The 426-nt window shown below is 60.3% G+C and carries 1 protein-coding gene; it reads left to right on the top strand.

The window, feature by feature from the left end; all coding sequences use genetic code 11:
- The coding region (locus tag EN939_RS37695; RefSeq protein WP_127272171.1) for a dTDP-glucose 4,6-dehydratase at positions 1-426 on the top strand (426 nt) is incomplete at both ends.

Raw genomic sequence — 426 nt, 5'->3', positions numbered from 1 at the left:
CAATTATCGCTTCGCGCAGGCCGACATCTGCGACGAAAAGGCTGTGCTCGACATCCTCCGGCGCGACGATATCGACATCGTCATGAACCTTGCCGCCGAGAGCCATGTCGACCGCTCGATCGATGGGCCGGGCACCTTTATCGAGACCAACATCGTCGGCACCTACAAGATGCTCAATGCCGCGCTGGAATATTGGCGCGGCCTGCCCGAAGACCGGAAGAGCCATTTCCGCTTCCATCATGTCTCGACCGACGAGGTGTTCGGCGATCTTCCCTTCGACGGCGGCATGTTCGTCGAGGAAACGCCCTACGCGCCATCCTCGCCCTATTCCGCCTCGAAGGCGGCCTCGGATCATCTGGTGCGGGCCTGGCACGAAACCTATGGCCTGCCGGTCGTGCTTTCCAATTGCTCGAACAATTACGGACC

Origin of the sequence: Mesorhizobium sp. M7A.F.Ca.CA.002.05.1.1, assembly GCF_003998335.1 — a bacterium.
GTDB lineage: Bacteria > Pseudomonadota > Alphaproteobacteria > Rhizobiales > Rhizobiaceae > Mesorhizobium.
Note: the sequence above shows the minus strand (reverse complement) of the source record. Positions and strands in the feature narration are given on the sequence as shown.